Origin of the sequence: Tamaricihabitans halophyticus, assembly GCF_004340875.1 — a bacterium.
Classification (GTDB): Bacteria; Actinomycetota; Actinomycetes; order Mycobacteriales; family Pseudonocardiaceae; genus Tamaricihabitans; species Tamaricihabitans halophyticus.
On sequence record NZ_SLXQ01000008.1, the window covers coordinates 244,601 to 267,107 of the forward strand.

The window sequence follows — 22,507 nt, forward strand, 5'->3', positions numbered from 1 at the left end:
TCCCGAGAACTTCGATCGAAGGCCGGCCTCGTTCCCCGCGATACGCGCCGCTCCGGCGTTGTTGTCGTATCCAGCGTGCGGTCCTCGTGAGACGAGGAGAAAACATGACCGACTCGGGCGTCTACGAGACGACCGCCGTGATCGACAACGGTCGGTTCGGCTCGCGCACCGTGCGCTTCGAGACTGGCCGGCTCGCCAAGCAGGCGGCCGGCAGCGTCGTCGCTTATCTGGACGACGAAACCATGCTGCTGTCCGCGACCACCGCGTCCCAGCAGCCCAAGGAGCATTTCGACTTCTTCCCGCTGACCGTGGACGTGGAAGAGCGGATGTATGCCATCGGCAAGATCCCCGGCGCGTTCTTCCGCAGGGAGGGGCGGCCGTCCACCGACGCGATCCTGACCTGCCGGCTGATTGACCGGCCGTTGCGCCCATCGTTCGCGGACGGCCTGCGCAACGAGATCCAGGTCGTGGTGACCGTACAGAGCCTGAACCCGCAGGATCCGTACGACGTGCTCGCGATCAACGCGGCCTCCGCGTCGACGCAGATCGCCGGCCTGCCGTTCTCCGGTCCCGTCGGCGGCGTCCGGATGGCGCTGCTGCACGACAACGCGGGCGATGACCAGTGGGTCGCCTTCCCGACCTGGGAGCAGCTGGAGAAGGCAACCTTCAACATGGTGGTCGCCGGCCGGGTCGTCGGCGACGATGTCGCGATCATGATGGTGGAGGCCGAAGGTACCGAGCACACCCTCGATCTGATCGCCGACGGCGCGAAGGCGCCGGACGAGCGGGTGGTAGCCGAGGGACTGGACGCGGCCAAGCCGTACATCCGGGTGCTCTGCGCCGCGCAGGAGGAACTTGCCGGGCATGCCAGCAAGCCAGCCGGCCAGTACCCGCTGTTCCACGCCTACGAGCAGGACGCCTACGACGCCGTTGCCGCGATGGCCTCCGCGAAGCTGACGACCGCGCTCGCCGTCGCGGGTAAGCAGGAGCGGGACAACGCCACCGACGAGGTGAAGGCCGAGGTCCTGGACCAGATCGGCGTCGGCGAGGGCGAGGCCTTCGCCGGCAGGGAGAAGGAGATCGGCGCCGCGTTCCGGGCGCTGACCAAGAAACTGATCCGGCAGCGCATCCTGCGCGACAAGGTGCGCATCGACGGTCGCGGCGTCACCGACATCCGGCAGCTCTCCGCCGAGGTCGCGGTGGTTCCGCGGGCGCACGGCTCGGCGCTGTTCGAGCGCGGCGAGACCCAGATCCTGGGCATCACCACGCTGAACATGCTGCGCATGGAGCAGTCGCTGGACACGCTCTCGCCGGAAACCAGCAAGCGCTACCTGCACCACTACAACTTCCCGCCGTTCTCCACCGGGGAGACCGGCCGAGTTGGCACGCCGAAGCGGCGCGAGATCGGCCACGGCATGCTCGCCGAGCGCGCGCTCGTGCCGGTACTGCCGAAGCGCGATGAGTTCCCCTACGCGATTCGCCAGGTCTCCGAGGCGCTTGGCTCGAACGGTTCCACCTCGATGGGTTCGGTCTGCGCATCCACGATGGGGCTGTTCAACGCCGGTGTTCCGCTGAAGGCCGCGGTCGCCGGGATCGCCATGGGTCTGGTGTCGGACGAGCTGGAGAACGCGGCCGGCGAGACCGAGCGGCACTACGTCGCGCTGACCGACATCCTCGGCGCTGAGGATGCCTTTGGCGATATGGACTTCAAGGTAGCCGGTACCAAGGACGTGGTGACCGCGCTGCAGCTGGACACCAAACTGGACGGTATTCCCTCCGAGGTGCTGGCGCAGGCGCTGGCTCAGGCCAAGGACGCCCGGCTGACCATTTTGGACGTTATCGCCGAGGCGATCGAGGGCCCGGACGAGATGAGCCCGTACGCGCCGCGGGTGACCAGCGTGAAGATCCCGGTGGACAAGATCGGTGAGGTGATCGGCCCGAAGGGCAAGATGATCAACTCGATCACCGAGGAGACCGGCGCCGATGTGTCCATTGAGGACGACGGCACGATCTACGTTGGTGCCGAAGACGGCCCGTCCGCCGAGGCCGCGATCGACAAGATCAATGCGATCGCCAACCCGCAGCTGCCCAAGGTGGGCGAGCGGTTCCTCGGCACCGTGGTGAAGACCGCTGCCTTCGGTGCCTTCGTATCGCTGCTACCCGGCAAGGATGGCCTCGTGCACATCTCCAAGCTGGGCAACGGCAAGCGCATCGGCAAGGTCGAGGATGTGGTCAACGTCGGCGACAAGCTGCGCGTGGAGATCGCTGATATCGACCAGCGGGGCAAGATCAGCCTGATCGTCGTGAACGAAGAGGACGAGGGTGCCGCCGCTGCCGACGCCGACAAGGAGACGGCCGCACAGTGACGGTGCCGGGTCATCTCCAGCGACCTGGTACGACCAAGGTGCTGGACCGGCCCGGTGACGGCCGAGTCGTACGTCGCACCGTGCTGCCCGGTGGCCTGCGCGTGATCAGCGAGCAGGCGCCGGGCACCCGGTCGGCCTCGGTCGGGTTGTGGGTCGGTGTCGGTTCTCGAGACGAGCGCCCGAACCTCGCCGGGGCGGCGCACTACCTCGAGCACGTGTTGTTCAAAGGCACGCGCACGCGCTCGGCGACGCGGATCGCGGAGGAGATCGACGCGGTTGGCGGGGAGCTGAACGCCTTCACGTCCAAAGAACACACCTGCTATTACGCGCATGTCGTCGACAGCGATCTGGCCCTCGCGGTCGATCTGGTGTGTGATGTCGTCTTCGACGCGGTGATCGCGGAGTCCGATGTGGACACCGAACGCAGGGTGATCCTCGAAGAGATCGCGATGCGCGACGACGACCCGGAAGACCTGCTGCACGAGGCGTTTATCGGCGCGCTGCTCGGTTCCCACGTACTGGGTAGGTCAGTACTCGGTACGTCGGACTCGATCCGCGAGATGCGCGCCAGCTCTCTGCGTGGTTTTCACCGTCGGCGCTATGCGTTGTCCCACATGGTGCTGGCGGTGGCCGGCAACATCACCCATGCCGAGGTGCTGCGGCTGGTTCGGCGGCGATTGACTGATCGGTTGACCGGCGCCGCGACCCCGGCCGCTCCCCGTCAGGGCAGGGCAAACCCGCGTGGCCGCGATGGCTTGGTGCTCCGTACCGATGACAGCGAGCAAGCGCACCTCATGCTCGGGGTGCCGGCCCTGACCCGCCATGACGATCGGCGATTCGCGCTCGGGGTATTGAACGCGGCGTTGGGCGGGGGCGTCAGCTCGCGGCTGTTCCAGGAGATTCGGGAGCGCCGTGGCCTTGCCTATCAGGTGTACTCCTCATTGGCGTCCTATTCGGACACTGGCCACCTCTCGGTGTACGCCGGGACGCAGCCCGACCAGTTGGGCCAAGTGGCCACCGTGGTTCGCGAGGTGCTGGACGATGTCGCGGTGGGCGGGCTGACCGAGGCCGAACTCCTGCGGGCCAAGGGACAGCTGCGCGGCGCGTTGCTGCTCGGCAGCGAGGACACCAGCGCCCGGATGAGCCGGATCGGCAAAAGCGAGCTGAACTACGCCGACTACCTGAGTCTGGAACAGACCCAGGCCCGCTTCGACGCGGTGACCGGCGAAGACGTCGCGCTGCTCGCCAAGGAGCTGTTGGCTGGCACGCGGAGTCTGTCCGCGGCGGTGGTCGGACCGTACGAGCATCGCGACGAGCTACCCCAGGAAGTGCGTGAGGTGACTGCATGACGGTGTCGGAACGCACCGAGGGCAACCCCATCCGGGTGGGCGTGCTAGGGGCCCGCGGCCGGATGGGCGCCACGGTATGCGACGCGGTCGAGTCGGCCGCGGACACCACGGTCGCGGCCAGGATCGACGCGGGTGACGCGCTGACCGGCCTACTCGACGGAGGCGTCGAGGTCGTGGTGGACTTCACCAACCCGGATGTGGTGCTGGAGAATCTGCGGTTCTGCATCGACCACGGCATCCATGTGGTGGTCGGTACCAGCGGTTTCGACGACGAGAAGCTGGCGACGGTGACCGCGTGGCTTCACGACAAGCCTTCGGTCGGCGTGCTCGTCGCGCCGAATTTCGCGCTCGGCGCGGTACTACTGATGCGTTTTGCCGAGATGGCGGCCAAGTTCTACGAATCCGTCGAGGTTGTCGAACTGCACCACCCGCGCAAGGTGGACGCGCCGTCGGGTACCGCCGCGCATACCGCCCGGCTGATCGCGCAAGCGCGGGCCGAAGCGGGCCTGGGGGTCGCCCCGGACGCGACGACCTCGGAAGTGGCGGGCGCGCGGGGTGCGCGGATCGACGACGTGCGGGTGCATTCCGTTCGGCTGGCTGGCCTGGTGGCGCATCAGGAGGTGCTGTTCGGCGCCGAAGGGGAAACTCTCACGCTGCGCCACGACTCGCTGCACCGCGAGTCGTTCATGCCGGGGGTGCTGCTCGCCGTTCGGCAACTGCCCACCAGGGCCGGGCTGACCGTCGGGCTGGACAACCTTCTGGACCTGTGAGGTGGCGCTCCGGTGAGGAACAAGGCGCTGGCCATGGTGCTCCTGCTGAGCGCGGCCACCGCGCTGTACATCCTGTTGCTCGCCGGTAGGGCGATCGCGTTGTTGCGGGACGGCAGTGCACCGGCCGTCGCGCTTGGCATCGGGGTACTGCTGTTGCCGCTGCTCGGGGTCTGGATGCTGGTGACCACGCTGCGGTTCGGGCTGCGCACCGATCGACTGGCGAAACGGTTGGCCGCTGAGGGCGGGTTGCCGGATACCTCGGAGCTACCCCGCCGGCCGTCTGGGCGAGTGGACCGGGACGCGGCCGATATCTGGTTCGAGGAGCGTCGTGCCGAGGTCAACGCGTCTCCGGACGACTGGCGAGCGTGGTTCCGGCTGGCGCACGGTTACGACATCGCGGGGGATCGTGGACGCGCCCGCGAGGCCATGCGCAAAGCCCTGGACCTTTCCGAGGCCCCGCAACCGCAAGATCCCTGAAGAACGCGGTCACGGAGCGCGCCGGGGTGCCGTGATGGTTAGGCGATCAGCAGACCAGGGCAGGCGGCAAGGGCGCAGAACCGGATAGCTCGGCCGACGTAGCCGGTGGTCAGGAACGTGCTCAGGCGCATCCCCACATAGCCGGCCAAGATGGTCGTCGCCATGAACGGCGGGAGCCCGCTGACCGAGCTGAATCCCATCGTTGTCACCATCCACGCCGGCTGCCGATGGCACCGCTCGCGGATCGCCTCCAACCGGGCGCGCACCCGTTTGAACCGTAACTGCCAGCGAATGCGTCGCGCGGACAGTGGCCGTGGCCCGCGCCGTAGCCACGCGGGCAGCCGGATCGTGCCGCGCCCCGCGTAGTAATACGGCACCTTGCCGGCCAACTGCCCGCCGGCGACCACGAGTCCAATCGCCAGCCATGGGATATCCGGGCGTTGCGAGGCCAGGCCGATGACGAACAGTTCCACACTGACCAGTGGCAGTAGTGCCGAGCCGATCGCGACGCCGAACGCCACGAACAACCAGGTCACCATGCGAGTAGCCCCCAATAGGCGCGCGGGTAGGTCGGGGTGGGTAGCCGGTCAGTCGAGGAACGGGAGTCGGTTGGCGTTGGCGACGCTAACAAGGTGACAGTATGGCATCGGTAAGGCATCGGCTGAATTGTCGATCGTTGCGCTCCTTTCCCTGCGGTTGTTCCGTTTTGCCGCCTCCAGTGTTGATCTGGCCGCCATCGCGGAAACATTCCTGACCGCGGGTTGGTTGCACGATGCGTGGCGAATGACGAAGCGGAAACAGAAAATGTGATCGCCGGCACTCGGAAGGGACGTGCGCCCGTCCCACTCTCGGTGCTGGATCTGGCCCCCATCGGGGTGGACAGCACCCCAACCGAAGCCCTGCGCACCAGTACCAAACTGGCACAGTTGTGCGAACGGCTCGGTTACCACCGGTACTGGGTCGCCGAGCACCACGGGATGCCGGGTATCGCGAGTTCGTCACCCGCGGTGTTGATCGCGCATCTGGCCGCGCACACCAGCACGCTGCGGATCGGTTCCGGTGGGGTGATGCTGCCCAACCACGCGCCGCTCGTCGCCGCCGAACAGTTCGGCATGCTGGAGGCGCTGCACCCAGGCCGGATCGACCTCGGCGTGGGGCGTGCGCCGGGAACCGATCAGGCCACCGCACGCGCGCTGCGGCGCAGCAGCGGGCCGGCCGGCGCGGACGACTTCCCCGAGCAACTCGCCGAACTCGAGGCGTTTCTCGGCGCGGACTTTCCCGCCGGGCATCCCTACGCGGACGTTCAGGCGGTACCGGCCGCTGGGATGCCGGCGGTATGGCTGCTCGGTTCGAGTGGGTTCAGCGCGCAGCTGGCCGCGTTGCTTGGTCGGCCGTTCTCCTTCGCGCACCACTTCAGCGCGCAGAACACGATGCCCGCGCTGGCGCTGTATCGCGAGCGGTTCCAGCCATCCGCGGTTCTCGATCGACCGTATGCCTCGATCGGCGTGCACGCGATCGCGGCCGATACCGAAGAGCTGGCCTATCGGCTTTCGCGCACGGTCGGGCTGAACATGCTGCGGTTGCGCCGGGGCAGCCCCGGCCGGGTGCCAAGCCTGCGCGAGGCGGACGAGTACCCGTACACCGAGGCCGAGGAGGAGTTCCTGGCCAACTGGTTGTCCACCGCCGTGTACGGCACGCCGGAATCGGTCCGTACCCAACTCGACGAACTGGCCGAGCGAACCGGTGCCGATGAGCTGATGATCACCGCGAATATCTATGCCGAGGACGTTCGACTGCGCTCCTTCGAACTCATCGCCAAGGCCTACGAGATGAGTTAGCCCTACGAGATGAGTTGGGCGCCTTCCTGACAAGTGTCATCCGAGCCGGTGACAGATCGGACTACGTTGGGCCGAGCAGCCTCGGCAGGATTGGTCTCCGCACGTCCCGAACCCGCGAGGAGATCATGGGCCCGACACCCCGCCAGCTGTCCGTACTGCTCACTGTCCTTTTTGGCCTGTCGTGGCTGGGTGGGCTGGTTGCGCCGGCCGCGTCTTCGGCGCAACCAGCGCCGCCCGGCGGCGTACCGGATGTCGCGATTCCAGAACTCGACTGGGCTTCCTGCGCCGATGCGCCCGAACTGGACTGCGCGCATGCCTCGGTACCGCTTGACTACGCGAAACCCGAGGGAGAGACGATAACCCTGGGTCTGGTGCGGGCCCCCGCGACCGAACCGGAGCGGCGGATCGGCGCGCTGGTGATCAACCGGGGCGGCCCGGGCTACTCTGCCGTGGACTACCTGCGTCAGGTACACGATGGCATCGTCGCCTCGCCGGTGGACGACCGAGTCCGAGCACGCTATGACCTGATCGGCGTGGACGGCAGGGGCAGCGGCCACGCTGACCCGGTGGTGCGGTGTTTCGACTCGGAGCCCGAGGCGATCCAGCTCGCCGGTTCAGTGCCGGCGATACCGGACGACGCGGCACAGCGGGCGGCACGGATGCGCGCGGATCGAACGTACGCGCAGGGGTGCCACACGCGTAGCCGGGAACTGCTTGCGCAACTGCACAGTACCGCGATGGCAAGGGATCTGGACGTGCTCCGCGCCGCGTTGGGGCAGACACGGTTGAACTATCTGGGCCAGTCCTACGGCACCTATCTGGGCGCCGGATACGCCAAGCTGTTTCCGGAGCGGGTCGGCCGGTTTGTCTTCGACAGCGTGCTCGATCCGGTGCGCAGGGACCAGGGCGCGCCAGGAACCACGATCTCCAGCCGGATCGGCACGGATATCGCGACCGAGCAGACGCTGGCCGAGTTCTTCCGGCTCTGCGCGGCTGCCGGATCGAGGTGTTCCTTCGGCGATGGTGACCCTGCCGGGCAGTTCCGCGAGCTGACTGAGCGACTGCGCGCGGCGCCGTTGCCATTGACCGCCTCGGACGGTGCGCGGGTCTGGCTCGACTATTCCTATGTGGTCAGCTGGACCGGTGGCTGGTTGTATCAGCCGGAACTGTGGTCGCAGGTGGGTGCCACCTTCCTGCGATCGGCGTGGGACGCGCTCGCTGACCCGGCGGCGCCGGCTGCGGTGCGGCTGGCTGATGAGATCCAGCAGCTGCGCCAGGCCGGGATGTTCGCGGGTCCGTACACCGGGCTCAACCCGGTTTTCCACGCGGTGACCTGTGCCGAGGCACAGGCGCCGCGCACCACGGCGGGTTTGCACGCGCTGGTACGCGAGCGCGAACGGCGGGCGCCGCGGTTCGGCGCGCTGCGCGCCTACGCGGCCAGTCCCTGCGTCGGCTGGCCGGTCGTGGCGAAGCCACTCGGCGTGGGCGGCTGGCCGGTACACACCAAGCACCCCGTGCTGATCATGAACAGCCGGTTCGACCCAGCTACGCCGGTGTGGTCGGCCGAGCGGATGGGCAGGCTGCTGCCGAACAGCCGGCTGGTGGTCAACGAGGGTTGGGGACACGTCACCACCCAGCAATCCCAGTGCGCGGTGCGGACCGCCTCGGAGTACCTGGTGCACAACCGGTTGCCGGACCAGGGCGCATCCTGCGTACCGGACTCGGTGCCCTTCAGCGCGGGTTGACCGCGCTGACCGTCAAGAACGCGGTCACTCACGGTCGCCGCGAGATCCCTCAAGATTGCGGGGTCGTACCCGGCGGCCCGGCCGAACACGCAGCGTGGTCCGACTTATAGTGTGCCCCTCGATACCGGGAAACTCTCGCGTGGTTCGGAGAACGAGCGAAGGGGGTGCCAGTTGGCTCCGCCCGTCGCGTGCACGCTGGTCGCACGCAACTACCTACCCGCGGCACGGGTGCTCGCGCGGTCGTATCTGGCGCGGCATCCGGAGCACCGGTTCGTGGTGGGCGTGATCGACGGGCCGCCGGAGGCACGGTACGCGGGTTTTCCCGAACGGGGCTGTTCGGTGGTCGGTCCGGAGGCGTTCGGCATCGACGAGGCCGAGTACCTCCGGATGGCGACCGCGTACACCGTGCTGGAGCTGGCCACCGCGGTGAAGCCGTACCTGTTGCGGGCACTGCGCCGCGAGCACGAGGTGGCGATCTATCTGGACCCGGATATCCAGGTGTTCGCGCCAATGCCGGAGCTCGTGGAGCTGGCCAGGGCTCACCAACTCGTGCTGACCCCGCATTTCCTGCGGCCGTTGCCCAGGGACGGCAAGGAGCCCGGGGAAGCGGTGATCATGGGCACCGGATTGTTCAATCTCGGATTCCTCGCCACCGGCCCCGGTTGCGAGGAGTTCCTGGACTTCTGGGCGGACCGGTTGCGGATGGACGCCGTGGTCGCGCCGGACGAACAACTGTTCACCGATCAGCGCTGGGTGGATCAGGTGCCCTCGCTGTTCGGGCATCACGTGCTGCGCGATCCCGGCTACAACGTCGCGTACTGGAACACCCACGAACGTCCCATTGAGCGCGCCGAATCCGGCGAGTACACCGCGGCCGGGGTACCGTTGCGATTCTTCCACTTCAGCGGCTATCGCCCGGAAAAGCCGTGGCTGCTCAGTTTTCACTGCTCGCGCCGGCCGCGCACACTGCTTTCTGAACACCCGGTGCTTGGCGAACTCTGTGCCGGATACGGCACCGCCCTGGCCGAGGCCGGGTACGCGGATCCGGGTGAGGAGAGCGGGTACGGGTTCGGCGCGCTCGCGGATGGCACCCGGCTGACCCCGCTGATCCGGCGGCTGTTCCGCACCGCGTGGCTCGATTACGAACGCGGCGAGCGAGGAGCGCATGGGACACCACAGCGGCCGCCGATGCATGGCTTCGGTGCCGATGGTGGTGCCGCGCTCGTTCGCTGGCTGGCCGAACCACCCACGGCGGCGCACGCGGCGGCCGGAATCAGCAGGCTCGCCATGGCGATCTGGGGGAGCCGGGCCGATCTGCGTGCCGCGTTCGGGGACCCGACGGGTGTGGATGCCGCGAACTTCCGGCAGTGGTGTCGCGATTCCGGGCCGAAGGAAGTCGCGCTGCCGCCTTGGGCCTGCCCCGCCGAACCCGCGAGTCTGGCCCCGCCCGACGATGAGTTCGGCGTGAACGTGGTTGGTTACCTGACCGCCGAACTCGGACTTGGCGAGATGGGTCGCATCGTGCACGACGCGCTCACCGCCGCCGAGGTACCGGTCGTATCGGTGGTGGAAGACCGCGCGGTGCACAACCGGACTGGCCTGCCCGCGCCGGAAACCGTTGGAGAACCACGGTTTCCGGTGAGCCTGTTGTGTGTCAACGCCGACCAGACCGGCGTCGTACTGGACAACCATCCGACCGCGGGGTATCGGCGATACCGGATCGGGCTGTGGGCTTGGGAGCTCGACAAGTTCCCCGGATGGCTACACGACGCGTTCGCCGCCGTCGATGAAGTGTGGACAGTCAGTGAGTTCTGCCGGCAGGCAATCGCGCGACACAGCAGCGTCGATGTGCATACGATCCCGGTGCCCGTGCCGGATGTGGGCAAAACCGCGCCGCACCGCCGGCGGCAGGACCCGATCCAGTTCCTGTTCGCCTTCGATTTCAACAGCGTGGGCGAGCGGAAGAACCCCTGGGGCACGGTGGAGGCCTTCCGCCGCGCGTTCCCCGATCCGCACGCGAATCCGCCCGCCCGGCTGGTTCTCAAGGCGATCAACGGTGAGCGGAATCCGCATGCGGCCGAACGGTTGCGGATGGCCGTCGCCACGGATCCCCGGATCGAGCTGATCGATCGGTACCTGGACACCGCGGAGCTGCATCAGCTGTACGCGAACAGCCACTGCTATGTCTCCTTGCACCGCAGCGAGGGATTCGGGCTGACCATCGCCGAAGCCATGATGCGCGGTATGCCAGTCATCGCAACCGACTACTCGGGCAGCGCCGAGTTCCTCGACGAGCGAACCGGCTGGCCGATTCCCTACACGATGGTCGAGGTCGGCCACGGATGCTTTCCCTACCAGGCAGACGCGCACTGGGCACAGCCCGATGTGGACACCGCCGCACGCGCGATGCGACAGATTGCCGAGTATCCCGAGGAAGCCGCCAAACGTGGCTGGGCGGCTCGGGAGAAGCTGCTGCGCGCCCGATCGACGGAGGAGGCGGCACGCTGGTTCGGCCAGCGGTTGGCCGCGGCGTACGAGTCCTGGCAGGGCGGCGCGGCATCAACCGCGGCCGAGCAGGAGGTCGCCGAACCGTTGGAGTCTGCCGAACTGACCGAGCACACCGATAGCCCAGATAGCGCCGAGCAGGGCAAGGCGGATGGGGTGGAAGGAGTCAGCGTCTTGGTCGAGGATGCCGAACCGGCGCCGGCCGACGAACCAGCCGCGGAAGTACCCGACGACGGCGCTGAGGCAGGCCCGGCGCTGCGGGAACCGCTTGATCCGCTGCGCGCGGCGAGGGAGCGGCTACACCAGCGGCCAACGGCGGACGATCCCGCCCGCAATCCACTCGCCCCCGCTCTGCGCAAGCTGGTGCTGCGCAGCTTGGACCACTACGACGCGCACCAGCGTGGCCTGCTCGACGCGCTCGCGGACGGCACCGAGGACACCGCGGTTCGGCTGCGGGAGCGGATCGAAGCGCTGGAACGCCGGTTGGATGCCCTCGAGGCAAGCACCCGGGTGGACGAACTGGCCACCGAACTGACCGCGGCCGCCACACGGGCATCCCGTACCGAGGACTCGGTGCGCGAGCTGGCCGAGCACACCGACACCGAACTCGCCGCGCTGGGCCAGCGGTTCGACAAGGGCCAGCACGACGCCAACGTGCGCCAGCAGCACACCATCGAGATGTTCGCCGAACGCGATCGGCGAACCGACGCCATGCACACCCAGCTGGACCGGGTTCAGCTGGATCTCGATCCGTTGTATCGGGCGGCACCGTTGCGCCATGCGCCCGTTCCCGCCGGGACCGAGGTCGTCCTGTGCGATGCCGGAGCCCTGCTGGTGCCGCGCGACGACGTGTTCCTGCCCTGGCTGCGGCACCACCGCGGCTGGGAGGAGGACGAGGCCAGCCTGATGGCGACGCTCGCCGGCGATGGTTTCGTCCTCGATATCGGCGCGCACGTCGGCTACCACACGATCCGGCTGGTCCGGGACTGCCCGGAGATCGCCGGGGTACTCGCGGTCGAAGCGAACGAACACACCGCACTGCTGCTCGAGCGCAATCTGCGGGTGAACCTGCCGGAGCAGGCCGCGCGCGGTGTGTCGGTGCTACCGGTCGCGGCCTGGGACCAGGACGCGACGGTGCGGCTAGCCCAGCAGGAAGCGCATAACAGCGGTGACTACCGAGTGTGGCAGGACGGCGAGCCTGGCGCGGGCGTACGCGGGATCCGGCTGGACGGCTTGCCCGAACTCGGCGAGGTCCGGGTCGGACTGGTCAAGGTGGATCTGCAGGGTCGTGATCATCGTGCGCTCGCCGGCCTGGTCGGCGTCCTGCGGCGGGATCACCCGCAGGTCGTCTGCGAGTTCGCGCCGGAGCAGATCCGTGGCCTTGGCGATGATCCGGAGCTGGTGCTGCGCGGTTACCGGGACTTGGGCTATCAACCCGGTCCGATCGGAGCGGCCGAACGGGAGTACACCGATGCGGAACTGATCGCCGAGGCCGAAGCCTCGGTGGCCGGATTCAGCACGCTCTGGCTGCGGCCGTCGTCCGTAACGCCGTAACTATGGCGAATTCGTCAACCGTGTCCGATGGCGTGCGTCGGCCGGTTACCCTGCTTGGGGTGTGACACGCGTGGGTGCCCGCCGTGTCCCCACGCGCCGTTGGGGCGATCCTCGAGAAGGGGGGTCGGTAGCGCTGGCTGGCCACAGCGCGGAAGACGACCGGGACGCCGCGGTTCGGCGCGCCCGCGGACGCTCGCGCGCGCAACTCCCCGACAGTGACGCGGACCGCCCTACGTCGGGCAAGCGCCGGCGTGCCGCTGACGATACCCAGACGACTAGGGCGCCGAAGGTAACGATGCGGCGAAATGGCGAAGAACCGTCAACTGGTCGCCGGGCCACGGGCAGGAACGGGAAAAGCCGGGACGCAAACCCCGGGGCCGCAAAGACTGGGGCCGCGAAAACTGGTGCCGCAAAGACTGGAGAGTCCAAGCCCCAGGAGGCCAAGTCCCAGGAGGGCAGGCCCGAGGAGACCGAACCAGCGACGTCGAAGCCAGCGAAATCGCCTACCGCGAAATCGGCCACCGCGAAGTCGTCGGCGGGGAAATCCCCGGCGGGCAAGACGAACGGCGCGGAGACCGCGACGGGCGGGGCCGCGACCAGCGGCGCGGACCAGGGTGGCAAGCGGCGGATCGCGTTCATCGACATCGGCCGCGCGATCGGCGCGCTACTGGTCGTGTACACGCATTTCGACATGCTGTTCCTGCGCGAGAACAAGGATGTGCAGCTCTGGGTGACCCAGGCGCTGGATACCGCGTTCGTCTCGCCCATGCGGTTCACCGACCAGGGCATCGGCGCCGTCGCGATCCCGTTCTTCTTCCTCGCCAGCGGTTTTGTCATCACGCCGATCGCCTTACGGCTTGGGGCGAGCAGATTCGCGGTCAACCGCGTGTTCCGGGTCTATCCGCTGCTGATTTTCGTTGTCGCGGTCAGCGCCGGATTCTTTGCGCTCGGCCTGCGGCCGCTCACCACCGGCACGGTGACCGAGCTGGACGCCGGCATGCTGCTGAGCAACATCTCGCTGGTGAACTTCCTACAGAAGCCACTGCTCGCCCTGGTGGGTGTGGCCTGGACGCTTGCCGTCGAGGTGTTGTTCTATCTGCTGGTCGTCGCACTGTTACCGCTGTTGCGGCGCAATATGTGGCTGGCCATCGCGGTCGAGTTGGAGATCGTCCTGCTGGTGCTCGCCACGCACGCGCAGTTCGGCGAGAACTACCGCGCCATTGCCGTGAACGTGGCCTACCTGGTGATGCCGATCGCGGGGCAGGTGCTCTGGGCGGTCTGGGCCCGGCACATCAAACTCTGGCTGGCCAGCTGCTATCTGCTGATCGCCTGGGGGCTGTTCGTCTGGGCCGGCGAGCTGAACATCGACCCGGACTACATTCCGCGAGCCTTCCCGTTCGTGGCGGCGCTGTTGCTGTTCCTGCTCGGCCTGTTCGCCGAGGAGCGGATGCGGGAACGTAAGGCCTGGACCGCGTTGTCCGAGCGCACCTATTCGATCTACCTGCTACATGGCGCGATCGGCTTCCCGGTGATGTTCCTGGTCTATGACCACCTGCCGGTCTGGCTGACACTCGGCGTTGGGGTACTGGCCACCGCGATAGGCGTGGAGATCGCCTACCGCCTGGTCGAGCGGCCAAGTCACAACCTCGGACGACGGCTATCCCGACGCGGCGGGAACGGCAGGGCGGCCAGCAAGGAGACCACACCAGTGGACCCGGAGGATGCTGGGACTCCCGAGCGTTCCGGGACGTCCGAGGACACTGGTATCTCCGCGGACCGTGCGGATACCGCCGATGCCGAGGTCTCCGGAGACGAGCCTGCCGTCAGGCCGGAGTCGCCGGCCGAACGCACCGACGTGCTGCCGCGCCGCACCGACCGGGAACCCGGCGACACCAGGGTCGGCGAGCAACTGCCGCGTTCCTCGGGAGAGCTCTTCGGGCAGAACCCAGCTCCACCGCGCCGCGATCCGGGTATCCGACGCCCGGTCGGACACCCCGGCCGGGGAAACGGCGAGCCGGGCAAGCGGTCGGTGGAACGGCGGGCGTGGGTGGAGCCGGACCAGGGGACCGCGATCCGGCAACGGCTGAACGGTCACACCTCAGATTCCGGTCCACCCCATCCCGGTGTGGTCCCGTCCGATCAGCAGCCGTCGGGCGTGCCCGCTCGGCCCGCGCCGCGACCACCGAGGTCCGATCCGGCTGGCCCTGCTCGGGCTGGACCGGTCGGTCCAGCACCGCCGCCGCGCCCGAGCGCGCCCCGGCGGAATGCGGCCTATCGGGACCAGCCACGGCCAGGAACCAATCCGACTGGACAGGTCCAGCGGGGGGATCCACCGCCGCCGGAGTTCCCACCCGGCCAACCCCGGCCAGGCCGGCACCAGCAGCGACCGCCGATCCGGCAACAGCCACCGCGCGAGGAGGACGGGCAGGACTAGCTCGCCGGCTCTACGAGGGTGAGTTCAAGCGGGCCGGCAACGCGGATCTCGCGCAGCGGCTGACCGGCCGCGTCCAGCGTGCGGACGGTGCCATCCGGCTGCCAGCCGGCGCGGTCTCGGTACAACCCGAGAGAAGCCTCATCGGCCTCCGGGATCCAGGTGATGCCGCGCCGTGCCCCGCGCTCCCTTAACGCTTCGGCCGCGGCGGCCAGCAATCGTCCGCCATGCCCCCGGCGGCCCCAGCGCGGTTCCACGAGCAGGCTCGAGATCAACCCGGTGTGCGCGGAGTCCTCGGGCAGCGAGCCGTCCGCGTTCGCGGCGTCGGCTTCCGGGGATGGCCCTGCCACGCAGAAACCGACCGCCGTACCGCCTTCCGTGGCGAGGAACACGGTGCTCGCTGGATGTTCGATCGCATCGAGCCATGCCGAGCGGGTCTGCTCGATGTCGAGTTCGGCTAGTACCTGTTCCGGTAGTAGGGCGGCATAAGCCGTCTGCCAGGTGCGCAGGTGGATATCCGCGACACTACCGGCATCGGCTGGACTGGCTGTTCGGACGGCTACGTCGGCCATATTCGGAAGATACCGGGCTGGTTCTGGCTGGCTGAGGGCCGGCGCCCCACACCGCCAGCTACAAATAACCAGTGTCTTTTTGTCAGTGGTTCTGCAAAGGTGTTCGCCGTGGCTAGAGCTTGGATTGCGTGGGCCGCGCTCGGCGTGGTCTATGTGGTGTGGGGGTCGACGTACCTGGCGATTCGGTATCTGGTCGGTTCGCTACCGCCGGTACTGGGTACCGGCATCCGATTCGGGTTTGCTGGCCCGATCCTGGTGTTGCTCGTCGTGCTGTTCGCCGGACGCTCAGCGTTCCGGATGACCAGAGCCCAGTTCGGTTCGGCGGCTCTGGTGGGGCTGCTGCTCGCGGGTGGTGGGCAGGGCATGCTCGCCGTGTCCGAGACGCAGGTCTCCTCTGGGTTGGCCGCGCTGCTCGTCGCCTGCGTACCGCTGTACGTGATCGTGCTCCGGCGGCTGTTCGGTGAGCGCCCGCCGATGATCACCTTGCTCGGAGTGGGTATCGGCCTGCTCGGGCTGGTCGTTTTGCTGTCCGGGGAGACCGGCGGTGGGGCACACGGCTCGGCCTGGTGGGGCCCGTGGCTCGTGTTGCTCGGTGCGCTCAGCTGGGCCGTCGGTTCGGTGGCAAGCACGAAACTCCCGCTGCCCGCGAACACCTTCGCGACCTCGGCGGTGCAGCTGTGCGCCGCTGGTGTAGCACTGAGCGGATTTGGCCTGCTGCGCGGTGAGCGGATCGACTTCGCCGCCGTGCAAGCGGAGTCCTGGCTCGGTCTCGGCTACCTGATCGTGTTCGGCTCGCTGGTGGCCTACAGCGCCTATGTGTACGTACTCGGCAAGCTGCCGGTGTCTACTGTGGCCACCTACGCCTACGTGAATCCGATGATCGCCGTGTTGCTCGGCGTGGTGATCGCGGACGAGCGGTTCGGCCTCACCCAGCTGGCCGGTGGCGGTCTGGTACTGGTGGCCGTGCTCGTCGTGCTGCGCGCCGAACAGCGCGCCAAGGCGCGGGCCGCCGTCCGGGACACCGCCCCGGTAGGCCGATAAGGGACTGTCGTACCCGCCTGGCAAGGTGTGCCAGCGTGCAGACGATCAGCCTTCCGACGGCACGCCGGATCGCGCTCGCCGCGCAGGGGTTCGCCGATCGGCGGCCAGCAGGGCCGGTGAACCGGCAGCAGCTGCGGCGGGTGCTGAACCGCATCCAGCTGCTCCAGCTCGATTCGGTGAACGTCGCGGTCCGCGCGCATTACGCGCCGCTGTTCAGCCGGCTAGGGGCATATCCCCGGCAGGTGGTGGATGACGCGGCGTGGACGCACAGCGCCCGCCGGCCCCGAATGCTGGTGGAGTACTGGGCACACGAGGCGAGCCTGGTACCGGTGCAGGACTGGCCGCTGCTGCGGTCCGGCGCGAAACGGCCGGGCTGGTGGCGGGGTTACGGCGCGCTCGCCGAGCGCAGTCCCACGCTGGTGGACGAGGTGCGCGCCGCGGTAGCCGAACTCGGGCCGGTCGGCGCTGGCGCGCTGGAGCGCGAGTTGGGCGGCGATCGCGGCGGCGGGCCCGGCGCCTGGTGGGAACGCAGCGATATCAAGAAGATCTGCGAATGGCTGTTCGGGATCGGCGAGCTCACCACTGGCGAGCGCCAGGGTTTCGAACGGCGCTACGACCTGACCGAGCGGGTGATCCCGCCCGATATTCGGCACCGTGCGGTGAGTCCGGAGCAGGGTGCCCGCGAACTGATCAGCAAGGCCGCGGCGGCACTGGGGGTGGCCACCGAGCCGGATCTACGGGACTACTACCGGCTGAGTCCGGAGCTCAGTCAGCGCGCGGTGGCCGAGCTCGTCGAAGACGGCGCGCTGGAACCGGTGCAGGTGGCCGGCTGGCGGCAACCCGCGTACCGCGACCCGCGGGTCCGCGCCCCACGGCGGGTGCCGGCCCGCGCGCTGCTGTGCCCGTTCGACCCACTGATCTGGGAGCGTGCCCGTACCGAGCGGCTGTTCGACTTCCGGTATCGCATCGAGATCTACGTTCCCGAGGCCAAGCGGGTGTACGGCTACTACGTGTTCCCGTTTCTGCTCGACGAACGCCTGGTGGCGCGGGTCGATCTGAAAGCGGACCGGGAGCGCGGCGTGCTGTGGGTACGTTCCGCTTTCGCCGAGCCAGCGGTCGAGCACCAGCGGGTCGCCGCGGAACTGGCTGCCGAACTGGCCGAGATGGCCCGCTGGCTCGAACTGGACGGCCTGGTGGTCGACGACCGCGGAGACCTGGCCCGGGCGCTGCGAGCGGCCGTCGGTTGACCGCCCGCCGCGGTCGTCAGCTGCCAGCGCTGGTGATCAGTACGTTGCCGGAGCCGCTGCGCGCCCGGACGCGCAGTGTCGGTCGTTCATTCGCCGGTTGTTCGGCGACCTCCAAGTCGCTACGTACCGTTCCACCGGTCGACGCCAGATCCACTTCGGCTTCCACGCCGGAGCGGATGGCGACCTGGATCTCGCCGGAGCCGGTGCCGATCTCGAGGTAGTCGTGCATCGCGTCGGTTACGGTCACATCGCCGTTTCCGGTGCGCACTCTGGTAGGCGCCGAGACACTACCCAGCCGGACATCTCCACTGCCACTGGTGATCGTCGCGGGCCCCTCGCAGGCTCCGGTGTCGACGTCACCACTACCGGTGCGGATCCGCAGATGTTCGGCACAGGTGCCCAACCGCACGTAGCCCGCGCCGGTGCGCACCGAGGTCGCGGATTCGGTATCGCCGGCGGTCAGGTTGCCCGAACCGCTCGCGGTGTCCACTTTGCCCGCGGTACCGCTGATCGTCACATCGGCATCCCCGCTGCGCACGGTGAGATCGCTGCCGCGCGGCGCGTGCACGGTTATCGCGAGCGGAATCCCACGTAGCGGCATGGACTTCGCCGGAGCGCGGACGAGCAGACGGCCGCCGGTCATATCGATCCGCGTCTCGCGCACGGCCGCCGCCGGATCGGCGCGGCCAGCCTGCACCGTGTCGGCCACCTGTGGGAACTGCTCGCCGACCCAGTTGAGGATGCTGGAGATGCCATCCGCCCAGGATCCCTCCGGGCCGGGCACGTGTCGTACGTCGACCCGCGCCGCGTCCTCCTCCGTCAGCACGACCTCGACTCGGCCGGATCCAGTGCTGATGTCCAGCTCGATCGGACCGTCCACTGTGAACTCTTGGCTGCGCACCGTGGCTGGCTGCTCGCCGGCGGCTTCAGCCGTCTCTTCGGTCATCAGGGCGCACTCCTTTCTATTCGTACCTGCTCGTCCGTTGCGACCTCAGCCACGTACGTAGCCGTGTAGTCGGGAACCGCCGCCCGGCCAGTCGCCCCACGGGCCACCGCGATCCCCGTCGCGCCTCCCGCGGGCCCGCCCGCGACCGCGCCCGTGCTGCCCATGGCCGCGCTCGTGCATCCAGCGCAGCTGTTCCTTGCCATGCAACGCGCCTTGTACGGCCTGCGTCACATAGCTGTTCAGTGACATGCCCTGGGCCGCGGCGGCCTCTTCGGCCTTGCCCTTGAGTTCGTCGAACAGGCGCAGGGTGATCCTGCTGATATCGCCGCCATCGATCGGCGGGGTCACCGGCGGCTCGGTGTCCTCGGGGAATTCGTCCGCTCGCGGTTCATGCGCCTCGGTGTCCGAACGGGTGACCACGACGCGCACATCGCGGCCGTCCAGTCGGACATCCACGATGTGGTCTTCCAGGGAGGCGGTCACTTCGGCGGCGAGATCGGACAGCGCGTTCATGATGGCCAGTCGAGCGGACGGCTCGAGCGCCGCGGACAGCATCGCGGCTGCCCGCCGGGTTTGTTCGTCACCCGCCGCCGCGGCGGCGGTGAGGTCCTCGCGAAGCGAGGCGACATATGCTGAAACGTCCATGACGTCATCATGACACCACTTATGGTGTCATGCAAGTTTGATCTGACGTCGTAAGTTCGTGTTCGCGACGTCGGTGCGGCGTCTGTCGGTTCACGACTCAGTAACGGATAGGCTCTGCGGGCGGTATCGAAACGGGGCAGAAAGCGAGCATGGTCATGGTCGAGTCGGTGTCACCGCGGGTGCGGCTGATTGCCAAAACGGAGTTCTTCCCGCCGGATGACGTCGCCTGGGAGACCGATGCCGACGGTGGCCAGGCGCTGGCGGAATTCGCCGGTCGGGCCTGCTATCAGTCTTGGCGCAAGCCGAATCCGGTTACCGCGACCAACGCCGGGTACCTGCGGCACATCCTCGAGGTTGGTCATCTGTCCGTGCTCGAGCACGGCACCGTCACCTTCTACCTCACCGGTATCTCCCGTTCGCTCACCCATGAGCTGATCCGGCACCGGCATTTCTCCTACTCGCAACTGTCGCAGCGCTATGTGCCGGAGAAGGACGCCGCGATGGTGGAGCCGGACGTCATCGCCGACGATCCCGAGTTGCACGCGAAGTTCGTCGCGGCCTCGGACGCGGCCGTGGCTGCCTACACCGACCTGCTTGCCGGGCTGCAGGAGCGGTTCGCCGACGAGTCGAACGCGACGTTGCGTCGCAAGCAGGCGCGGCAGGCGGCTCGGGCAATCCTGCCGAATGCCACCGAGACCCGGATCGTGGTCACGGGAAACTACCGGGCATGGCGGCATTTCATCGCGATGCGCGCTACCGAGCAGGCCGATGTGGAGATCCGCGCGCTCGCGGTGGAATGTCTGCGGCAGCTGCAGAAGACCGCGGAGAACGTGTTCGCCGATTTCACCATCGCCGCGCTGCCGGACGGGACCGAGGTCGCGTCCAGCCCGCTGGTCACCGAAGGCTGACCTGGCATGAACCGTCTCGTGCTCGACGTGTTGCCTGGCGAGTACGCGGTGTTTCGCCGCGCTCCGGACGCCGAGGCGCCGACCGAGTTGTTCCGCTCGGCCGCCGATGGCCTGGTGGTGATCAGCCGGACGCCTCGGGAGATCTCCGTGGTCTGCCCCGCGGAGTTCGCCGATCGCGGCGCCGATTGTGAGCGGGGCTGGCGGGTGCTGACCGTGCGCGGACCGCTGGCGTTCACGCTGACCGGGATTCTCGCCGCGCTCACCGGGGAGCTGGCCGCCGCGGGCGTAGCGCTGTTCAGCGTGTCGAGTTTCGACACTGATCACATCCTGGTGAAAGCCGCGGACCTGGCGCGCGCGGTCGCCGCCCTGCGGGACGCGGGGCATGAGATCGCCGGAACGGTCTGACTCGCCGGGAACCAGCAAGTCATCGCAGGCAGTCGTAAAGGGGGGACGACAGGAGGAATACGGTGAACCAACCCTCACCGCGGGACGGTATGGCCACGCAACAGTCAACCCAACCGGTGCAGCGAGTGATCGCCGGCAGATACGGTCTCGTTGGCGAGATCGGCCGCGGCGGAATGGGCGTGGTGTGGCGCGCGGAGGACCGGGTGATCGGTCGCCAGGTGGCGATCAAGGAACTGCGCGTTCAGGGGACCGATTCGGCCGATGAGGTCGCGGTGTTCACCGAGCGGGTGCTTCGCGAGGTCCGGACCGGCGGTCGGCTGAACGATCCCGCGGTGGTCACCGTGTACGACGTGATCTCCGAGGGCGGGGCCACATACATCGTGATGGAGCTGGTCGCCGCGCCGACGCTGGCCGATCTGGTCCGTGACCACGGACCGATGCCGGCCGAGCAGGTCGCGGCGATCGGCGAGCAGGTGCTTTCCGCACTGCAGGCCGCGCACCAGTCCGGCGTGGTGCACCGGGACGTCAAACCGGGAAACGTGCTGGTGCTGCCGAACGGTCGGGTCAAACTCACCGACTTCGGGATCGCCCAGGCGGTCGACGACCCTCGGCTGACCACCTCCGGGATGCTGGTCGGGTCGCCGGCTTTCATGGCGCCGGAGCGAATCGACGGTGCGGAGGCGACTCCGGCTGCCGACCTCTGGGCGCTCGGTGCGACCCTGTTCTTCGCGGTGGAGGGCACCGTTGCCTTCGAACGCAGCTCCACCGCCGCGACCCTGCACGCGATCATGCACGAGGTTCCCTATCTCACCCGCTGCGGTGGCCCGCTCGCCTCGGTGATCACCGGTCTGTTGATCACCGCGCCGGACGCGCGGTTGACCGCCGACCAGGCGCGCGGGTTGCTGCAACTCGCCGCCAACCAGCAGGCCACGCCGCCGGCCGGCGCTCCGCCACAGACCGCGATGTACCAGGCGGCGCCTGGGAATCCGCAGACCATGCTGGCCACCGGGCCGAATGGCGCGCCGCGCCGGCGCACGCGCAAACCGTTGATCATCACCGGCGCGATCGTCGGGGTCGCCCTGTTGGTCGCCGGCGGGTTTCTTGGCAACTGGTTGTTCGGGCCGAGCGTGCCGAGCGCGATGCAGGAAACGATGACGTTCGGCGATGGCGGGCAGATCGAGGTGTTCGATGCGGACATCGACTACGCCGCCTGTTTCACCAATCAGCTACAGGAAGGTAGGGAGTACGGCGACAGCAACTCCACCGACTGCGAGGAGTTGCACGACATCGAGGTGATTGGCGGCGCGACCGTCATCGGCGGACCGACCAGAACGGAGATCGCCGATTCCAGCGACGGCGCCGAACTGCGGTCGCCGAATTATCCGGGTATCGACGAGCTGACCGACTACGCGCAGAGCTACTGCACGATGCTGTTCGATTCGAATCAGGTGGACTGGCCGGACAAGGCAAACACGCTGTCGTACTACCCGCTGGTGCCCTCCCAGCAGGAATGGGACCAGAAGTTCAGCACTGACGAGGAATCTGGCAGCAACTCCGTGTACTGCGTCGTAGCGCAGCAGGACGGCAGCCAGTTCGAAGGCTCGGTGCGTCGCCCAACGAGCTAACCCGGGCGGGGGAGTGCTGGGTATGATCCGGCCCTGCCCATGCCGCGTGCTGGGCATCGGCCGGTGGATCGCGAGCCTGTGAG

The 22,507-nt window shown here is 68.1% G+C and carries 17 protein-coding genes; 13 read left to right on the forward strand and 4 right to left on the reverse strand.

All coding sequences use genetic code 11. The features are described 5' to 3' along the window. The first annotated feature begins 104 nt into the window (after positions 1-104). Genes EV191_RS19020 through EV191_RS19035 form a run of 4 tightly spaced genes read left to right on the forward strand, consistent with a single transcriptional unit; the run spans position 105 to position 4,962 of the window. Positions 105-2,366, forward strand: coding sequence for a polyribonucleotide nucleotidyltransferase (locus EV191_RS19020; RefSeq protein WP_132878441.1), 2,262 nt, complete (start codon positions 105-107; stop codon positions 2,364-2,366). Then, positions 2,363-3,715: a M16 family metallopeptidase gene (locus tag EV191_RS19025; RefSeq protein ID WP_132878442.1), complete on the forward strand. Its 1,353-nt coding sequence runs from the start codon at positions 2,363-2,365 to the stop codon at positions 3,713-3,715. The genes EV191_RS19020 and EV191_RS19025 overlap by 4 nt, the downstream gene beginning before the upstream one ends. Next, a complete protein-coding gene (dapB, locus tag EV191_RS19030; RefSeq protein ID WP_132878443.1) occupies positions 3,712-4,485 on the forward strand; it encodes a 4-hydroxy-tetrahydrodipicolinate reductase in 774 nt (257 codons plus the stop codon). Before EV191_RS19025 ends, dapB begins: the two co-directional genes overlap by 4 nt. Before the next feature lie 12 nt (positions 4,486-4,497). Continuing rightward, on the forward strand, positions 4,498-4,962 hold the full coding sequence (locus EV191_RS19035; RefSeq protein ID WP_132878444.1) for a hypothetical protein: 465 nt from the start codon (positions 4,498-4,500) through the stop codon (positions 4,960-4,962). Positions 4,963-5,000: 38 nt separating this feature from the next. Here the strand turns inward: EV191_RS19035 and EV191_RS19040 are convergent, their stop codons facing one another. Then, on the reverse strand, positions 5,001-5,501 hold the full coding sequence (locus EV191_RS19040; RefSeq protein WP_132878445.1) for a YqaA family protein: 501 nt from the start codon (positions 5,499-5,501) through the stop codon (positions 5,001-5,003). Between the two features lie 237 nt (positions 5,502-5,738). Between EV191_RS19040 and EV191_RS19045 the strand changes: the two genes are divergently transcribed. The 4 genes from EV191_RS19045 (at position 5,739) to EV191_RS19060 (ending at position 15,038) form a co-directional block, all read left to right on the forward strand. Beyond that, a complete protein-coding gene (locus EV191_RS19045; RefSeq protein ID WP_132878446.1) occupies positions 5,739-6,800 on the forward strand; it encodes an LLM class flavin-dependent oxidoreductase in 1,062 nt (353 codons plus the stop codon). Between the two features lie 125 nt (positions 6,801-6,925). Further along, a complete protein-coding gene (locus EV191_RS19050; protein WP_132878447.1) occupies positions 6,926-8,545 on the forward strand; it encodes an alpha/beta hydrolase in 1,620 nt (539 codons plus the stop codon). A 171-nt stretch (positions 8,546-8,716) separates the two neighbouring features. Then, complete coding sequence (locus tag EV191_RS19055; RefSeq protein ID WP_132878448.1) at positions 8,717-12,604, forward strand: FkbM family methyltransferase; 3,888 nt, start codon at positions 8,717-8,719, stop codon at positions 12,602-12,604. Between the two features lie 295 nt (positions 12,605-12,899). Beyond that, on the forward strand, positions 12,900-15,038 hold the full coding sequence (locus EV191_RS19060; protein WP_132878449.1) for an acyltransferase family protein: 2,139 nt from the start codon (positions 12,900-12,902) through the stop codon (positions 15,036-15,038). Here EV191_RS19060 and EV191_RS19065 read toward each other — a convergent pair. Next, positions 15,035-15,607: a GNAT family N-acetyltransferase gene (locus EV191_RS19065; protein ID WP_132878450.1), complete on the reverse strand. Its 573-nt coding sequence runs from the start codon at positions 15,605-15,607 to the stop codon at positions 15,035-15,037. The two genes, EV191_RS19060 and EV191_RS19065, sit on opposite strands and share 4 nt — an antisense overlap. 108 nt (positions 15,608-15,715) lie before the next feature. Here EV191_RS19065 and EV191_RS19070 point away from each other — a divergent pair, with 108 nt between their 5' ends. Both EV191_RS19070 and EV191_RS19075 read left to right on the forward strand, forming a co-directional pair. Further along, on the forward strand, positions 15,716-16,648 hold the full coding sequence (locus EV191_RS19070; RefSeq protein ID WP_243659055.1) for an EamA family transporter: 933 nt from the start codon (positions 15,716-15,718) through the stop codon (positions 16,646-16,648). A 35-nt stretch (positions 16,649-16,683) separates the two neighbouring features. Beyond that, positions 16,684-17,895, forward strand: coding sequence for a winged helix-turn-helix domain-containing protein (locus tag EV191_RS19075; RefSeq protein WP_132878451.1), 1,212 nt, complete (start codon positions 16,684-16,686; stop codon positions 17,893-17,895). Between the two features lie 16 nt (positions 17,896-17,911). Here EV191_RS19075 and EV191_RS19080 read toward each other — a convergent pair whose 3' ends face one another. Both EV191_RS19080 and EV191_RS19085 read right to left on the reverse strand, forming a co-directional pair. Then, a complete protein-coding gene (locus EV191_RS19080) occupies positions 17,912-18,841 on the reverse strand; it encodes a DUF4097 family beta strand repeat-containing protein (protein ID WP_132878452.1) in 930 nt (309 codons plus the stop codon). Positions 18,842-18,886: 45 nt separating this feature from the next. Then, entirely contained in the window at positions 18,887-19,486 is a 600-nt protein-coding gene (locus EV191_RS19085) for a toxin-antitoxin system HicB family antitoxin (RefSeq protein ID WP_132878453.1), read from the reverse strand. A gap of 155 nt (positions 19,487-19,641) precedes the next feature. Between EV191_RS19085 and thyX the strand changes: the two genes are divergently transcribed. The 3 genes from thyX to EV191_RS19100 all read left to right on the forward strand — a co-directional run bounded on the left by thyX (position 19,642) and on the right by EV191_RS19100 (position 22,424). After that, entirely contained in the window at positions 19,642-20,394 is a 753-nt protein-coding gene (gene thyX / locus EV191_RS19090; protein ID WP_132878454.1) for an FAD-dependent thymidylate synthase, read from the forward strand. A 6-nt stretch (positions 20,395-20,400) separates the two neighbouring features. Further along, entirely contained in the window at positions 20,401-20,799 is a 399-nt protein-coding gene (locus EV191_RS19095; protein WP_132878455.1) for an ACT domain-containing protein, read from the forward strand. A gap of 89 nt (positions 20,800-20,888) precedes the next feature. Continuing rightward, positions 20,889-22,424 carry a serine/threonine-protein kinase gene (locus tag EV191_RS19100; RefSeq protein ID WP_132878494.1) on the forward strand — a complete coding sequence of 512 codons (1,536 nt, stop codon included), beginning with the start codon at positions 20,889-20,891 and terminating at the stop codon, positions 22,422-22,424. The last annotated feature ends 83 nt before the right edge of the window (positions 22,425-22,507 follow it).

Excerpts from the sequence above, each read along its gene's own strand:
- EV191_RS19095 (WP_132878455.1), top strand. The coding sequence starts at position 20,401 with ATGAACCGTCTCGTGCTCGACGTGTTGCCTGGCGAGTACGCGGTGTTT.
- thyX (WP_132878454.1), top strand. The coding sequence starts at position 19,642 with ATGGTCGAGTCGGTGTCACCGCGGGTGCGGCTGATTGCCAAAACGGAG.
- EV191_RS19065 (WP_132878450.1), bottom strand. The coding sequence starts at position 15,607 with ATGGCCGACGTAGCCGTCCGAACAGCCAGTCCAGCCGATGCCGGTAGT.
- EV191_RS19080 (WP_132878452.1), bottom strand. The coding sequence starts at position 18,841 with ATGACCGAAGAGACGGCTGAAGCCGCCGGCGAGCAGCCAGCCACGGTG.
- EV191_RS19050 (WP_132878447.1), top strand. The coding sequence starts at position 6,926 with ATGGGCCCGACACCCCGCCAGCTGTCCGTACTGCTCACTGTCCTTTTT.
- dapB (WP_132878443.1), top strand. The coding sequence starts at position 3,712 with ATGACGGTGTCGGAACGCACCGAGGGCAACCCCATCCGGGTGGGCGTG.
- EV191_RS19040 (WP_132878445.1), bottom strand. The coding sequence starts at position 5,501 with ATGGTGACCTGGTTGTTCGTGGCGTTCGGCGTCGCGATCGGCTCGGCA.
- EV191_RS19060 (WP_132878449.1), top strand. The coding sequence starts at position 12,900 with ATGCGGCGAAATGGCGAAGAACCGTCAACTGGTCGCCGGGCCACGGGC.
- EV191_RS19020 (WP_132878441.1), top strand. The coding sequence starts at position 105 with ATGACCGACTCGGGCGTCTACGAGACGACCGCCGTGATCGACAACGGT.
- EV191_RS19100 (WP_132878494.1), top strand. The coding sequence starts at position 20,889 with ATGGCCACGCAACAGTCAACCCAACCGGTGCAGCGAGTGATCGCCGGC.
- EV191_RS19085 (WP_132878453.1), bottom strand. The coding sequence starts at position 19,486 with ATGGACGTTTCAGCATATGTCGCCTCGCTTCGCGAGGACCTCACCGCC.